The 4,138-nt window shown below is 68.2% G+C and carries 3 protein-coding genes; 1 reads left to right on the plus strand and 2 read right to left on the minus strand.

The features are described 5' to 3' along the window. Positions 1 to 837: sensor histidine kinase (locus M4J07_RS46825; RefSeq protein ID WP_255983334.1), on the minus strand; the 837-nt coding region annotated here is incomplete at its 3' end. Between the two features lie 280 nt (positions 838 to 1,117). Between M4J07_RS46825 and M4J07_RS46830 the strand changes: the two genes are divergently transcribed. Beyond that, positions 1,118 to 2,416, plus strand: a complete 1,299-nt coding sequence (locus M4J07_RS46830) for a glycosyltransferase family 4 protein (protein WP_255983336.1) — start codon at positions 1,118 to 1,120, stop codon at positions 2,414 to 2,416. Positions 2,417 to 2,544: 128 nt separating this feature from the next. Here M4J07_RS46830 and M4J07_RS46835 read toward each other — a convergent pair whose 3' ends face one another. After that, positions 2,545 to 3,777 carry a phytanoyl-CoA dioxygenase family protein gene (locus M4J07_RS46835; protein WP_255983337.1) on the minus strand — a complete coding sequence of 411 codons (1,233 nt, stop codon included), beginning with the start codon at positions 3,775 to 3,777 and terminating at the stop codon, positions 2,545 to 2,547. Positions 3,778 to 4,138 lie beyond the last annotated feature (361 nt).

A 4,138-nucleotide genomic window follows, 5' to 3' on the forward strand; every position in this document is an offset into this window, starting at 1 on the left:
TCCCCGCAGCGCATGGACCAGGGTGTGCCCGTCGAGGTCGAGCGGGGTCAGGTCGCGGACGAACCGGCGTGCTTCGGCCAGTGCGCGGTCGGCACCGGCGAGGGCTTCGCGGACGTGTTCCTGCGCGGTGCCCGGCGCCGTGTGCCACTGTCGGTCGGCGGCCTGCAGCAGCATCTGCTGGCTGGACAGGCTCTGCGCGAGGATGTCGTGGATCTCCGCAGACAGCCGCTCCCGTTCGGCCAGGGCGCCTGTGTGCCGCTCGTTCGCGGCCAGTTCACCGCGGGCACGGACCAGGTCGTCGATCAGCAGGCGCTGCCGGTCCGCCAGGCGCCGGCTGTGCAGCAGAACAGCTGCGGCGACGATGCCCAGGGCCACCGGTGCGATCACCAGGTTGGGGTTGAACGGGCCCGTCGCCACGCGCAGTTCGGACGCGACGATCAGGAGCGTCAGCAGCGCGGCCAGCGCCACCGCGACCTGCCCCGGCAGCCGGAGCAGTCCAGTGAAGAGCAGTGGCAGGGTGCACCACGTCGCGCTCGGTTCGAGGACGAGCAGGACCAGCCAGACGGCAACCACCGCACCGAGCCGGATGAGGTACCGGGTGGTGGGCCGCTCGCCACGTCGCGGGGCAGGGCCCCATATTCGCCCGCTCAGATGGAGCAGGCCGAAGGCGAGGAACAGTCCGAGGCTCCATCCGGTACGCGCATCCGGCCCGTCGTGCGTCAGCAGGCGCGTGATCGAGCCGGCGAGGAGCAGGACGAACGCGGTCTGCATGGCTGCCGTCAGCCACCATGCGTCGGGATCGGAGCTCCCCAGGCCCGAGTCATGGTGCTCTGTCACTGATTGTTCCTCTTCCTGTGCGTGCCCCGTCCACGGGGCCGTACTCACCACATCTACCGGTGGCTCCGCCCCAGCACATCATCCGAACGGCTGCAGTTCGCATGGCCCTCCCGCGCCCCTGGACCGGGACCCTTCGCCCGAAGCGCCGCGGACGCGCCGCGCACGAGACTGCCGGGAGACCCAGGACGCACGTCGAACGACGCGGCGAATTCCCCTGCCCCGTAACGGACTTGGGCGTCATCAGCTCAAGATCCATCGATTCTCACGAAATGTCTCGCGCATGCACATCTGCTTCCTCATCCACAACGCCTACGGCATCGGCGGCACCATCAGGACGACCTTCAACCTCGCCACGGCACTGGCCGAGCAGCACGACGTGGAGATCATCTCGGTCTTCCGGCACCGCCGGGTGCCGTTCATGGGCGCGCCCCCGGGGGTGAGGCTCACCCCTCTGGTCGACAGACGCGCCGCCTCTCCCGACTACGACGGCGACGACCCCCGGTACGCCCAGCGCGCAAGGGTCTTCCCCCGCGCCGATGGCCGCTACCACCAGTACAGCCGCCTCACCGACGAACGCATCGGCCGGTACCTGTCGGGCCTGGACGCCGACGTGATCGTCGGAACCCGGCCCGGCCTGAACGTGCACATCGCCCGGCAAGCGCATCCGGCTGCCCTCAGAGTGGGGCAGGAGAACCTCACCCTGTCAGGTTACGGACTGCGCATGCGCCACGAGATGCGCCACCGCTACCCGTCGCTGGACGCGCTCACCACCGTGACCGAGGCCGATGCCCAGGCCTACCGGCAGTTGAATCTGCCGGGGGTGAGGGTGGAAGCGATACCGAACAGTGTTCCCGCCGCGTCCGTGCAACCGGCCGACGGCACCGGCAAGTTGATCGTGGCGGCTGGCCGGCTCACCCCCACGAAGCGGTACGACCTCCTCGTCACGGCGTTTGCCCTGGTCGTCGCCGCCCACCCGGACTGGCAGCTGCGGATATTCGGCAACGGCGACGCCACCGGTGACGCGAAACAGTCCCTGACCGCCCTGATCCGCGAACTCGGCCTGAGTCGCAACGTCTTCCTCATGGGCAAGGTGAACCCACTCGAACCGGAGTGGGCCAAGGCCTCCATTGCTGCCTCGACCTCCGCCAAGGAGTCGTTCGGCATGACCATCGTCGAAGCCATGCGCTGCGGTCTGCCCGTCGTCTCGACGGACTGCCCGGTCGGCCCACGCGAGATCATCACGGACGGCGTCGACGGACGCCTGACGGCCCCCGGTGACGTGGACGGCATCGCGGCCGCACTGCTCGAACTGGTCGGTGACGACGAACTGCGCCGGCAGATGGGCGAGGCAGCCCTGCGGAACTCGGCCCGCTTCGACCCGGCGCGCATCGCCCAGCGCCACCTGGACCTCTGGTCCGACCTGCTGCGCCGAGGTCCCCTACGACGCACACCCGGCACCGTACGCGACGCCGCGCACCGCGCTCTCACCCGCTCGTTCGACGCAGCACACACCATGCGCTCCGCTGCGGGCGAAGTACTGAAGATGAGCAAGCAGGCCGCCGCGCCGAAAGAGGCGTGACCAACACCCTTCAAAAGAAACCGTGCCCATCGAGTCCTGTCGCGGGTCGTGCCGATGGACTTCACGACCGTACGCGCCGACCTGCACGAAGCTGCCGAGACGGGGACCAGGCCGTGAGCCGCCTCCGGTCAGAGGCCGTCCTGATCGTGCCAGTGGTTCTGCCAGCGCCGGTCGACCGGCTGGGCCGCGGGCTGGTAGCGGATGTCGGTGGACAGACGGAACACTCCGCCGGGGTCGTGATTGTCGAGCGATGCGTGGATGATGTGTGCGTTGTGGATCATGACGTCGCCGGCCGTGAAGTCGGTGACGAGCCAGCGTGAGTCGTATGCGGTGGCAAGGGCGGGCAAGTCGGCGGTGAGGGACGCAGCCGGGCGCTTGAGCGTGCCCTCCGCCTCCTGCCGGAGCGTCACGTGATGGCTGCCCTCGAGGTAGATGAGAGGGCCACGGCTGACTGGGATGTCACCCAGCGGAATCCAGGCCGACACCACTCGGTCCGTGCCCTCGCGGAGGTAGACCAGGTCGTAGTGGGCCTGGGTCGCCGTTCCGATCCCGGCCTCGTCCGGGGCCACATGCCGGATGATCTTGCGGTGGTGGAGGTGCAGGTCCTCCTCGCCGAGCAGCCAGCGGAAGAAGGCGACCAGGCGTGGATGGCGACAGAGCGCCTCGTACTCCGCGCCGGGTACGACGTCGTTGAAGAGGGTCGTCCGCAGCCGCCCGCGGTCGACGCACGCGGGGTCGGCGGCGATGCCCTCGCCGGGATCGCTTCCCTGCCGGGTCAGTCCGCTGCTTGCCAGGGCGGAGAAGTAGTGCCGGCGGAAGTCCAGCACGCTCGTTCTGTCGAGGAAACCCGGCATGTAGAGGTAGCCGTCCTGCTCGAAGCGGGCCAGTACGGTCTCCCTGTCATCCAGCTCTTCGGGTGTGACCGGTTCGAGGGGCCCCAGCCGATTGGCCTCGAGTGCGTAGCCGTTCGAGGTCAGCGGGTGAAGGGTGTCGGCCCGGTCGGCCCGATCTGAGGTGTTGTTCATGGAAGTCATCGTGGTGACGCGGGCGTCCGGGCGGCCATGCAGGAATTTCGCATGCCCTTGGACTTTTGACTCCATCGTCAAGTTGTGACGTACGGAGCAGCCGACGCCTTCGCCCACATGCTCTCGAGGCTCGCCGGCGGCCAGCCGTCCAGCCGCCGTCCGGCAGAGCGTGCTGGAGGTCTTGCGCCGGCTCGGCACGACGGGTGAAGGAATCGAGCGGTTCAGGATGGTGGCGTCGTGCAGACGATGGGGCTGGTCTCTGTGCCAAACCGAAAGGAACGGAGTGCAGGCTGGCTCATCCTCGCCGGACCACACCGCGGCGAGGTCCGTACACACAGTGGGCCCGACCCTGGAAGCGGTCGATCCCCGCACCCCCGGTCCGGGCAAGGTCGGCGAGAAGACCCCGTGGCCTCAGGCCCAGCCCCGAGCCTTCGGATGGCTGCATACCGTCAAGTTGGCATCACTGGACGTGAGTTGTGCGTAAATAATGCAGGCATGGCCAAGATTTTTCACGCAAGACTTTGAAATGGTCACAGGAAGGTCACTAAGGTCAGGCCTCAGACCTTCAAATGATCACTCCCACGAGGCGAGTGACGGTGGAGGGCACCGCCCACCGGTCGTTCCGTGGGCGGCCGGAGGATGAAGGAGCTCGCCTTCGTGGCGTCCCACCGTCGACCCAAGCAGCCGAGCCGCACCC

This window comes from Streptomyces longispororuber (assembly GCF_024448165.1).
Classification (GTDB): domain Bacteria; phylum Actinomycetota; class Actinomycetes; order Streptomycetales; family Streptomycetaceae; genus Streptomyces; species Streptomyces longispororuber_A.